We start from the raw sequence: 308 nt of genomic DNA, 5'->3' as shown, positions 1-308 counted from the left end.
TTAATGGAGGTTAAGAATATGATCGAAAAACAACAACCCATTGTGGCACTTGGCCACTCTTCTAAACCTAAGAAGGCTCGTCCACCACGCAATAATCTGTTGCTTAGTTTAAAGAAGAATGACTTAGAACTGAACTTCTACAGTAGTTTAGATACTGAAATTATGAATAAGCTGCTTGAGAAAGTCTTGCCATGATTAAGCTCAGTGACTTAGGGCAAGTCTATATCGTTTGCGGCAAGACGGATCTGCGTAAAGGCATTGATGGACTAGCAACTTTAGTCAAAGAACAGTTTGAACTTGATCCTTTT

Annotated in this window: 2 protein-coding genes; both read left to right on the top strand. The window is 39.0% G+C overall.

Going from position 1 to position 308, the window contains the following annotated elements:
• The coding region (locus tag JEM49_RS09210; RefSeq protein ID WP_207187942.1) for a hypothetical protein at positions 1-195 on the top strand (195 nt) is incomplete at its 5' end.
• A partial coding sequence (gene tnpB / locus JEM49_RS10680; protein WP_201874742.1) for an IS66 family insertion sequence element accessory protein TnpB occupies positions 192-308 on the top strand: 117 nt, incomplete at its 3' end. The genes JEM49_RS09210 and tnpB, both read left to right, overlap by 4 nt.

This window comes from Lactobacillus sp. A27 (genome assembly GCF_016742815.1).
GTDB classification, from domain to species: Bacteria; Bacillota; Bacilli; order Lactobacillales; family Lactobacillaceae; genus Lactobacillus; species Lactobacillus gallinarum.
Note: the sequence above shows the minus strand (reverse complement) of the source record. Positions and strands in the feature narration are given on the sequence as shown.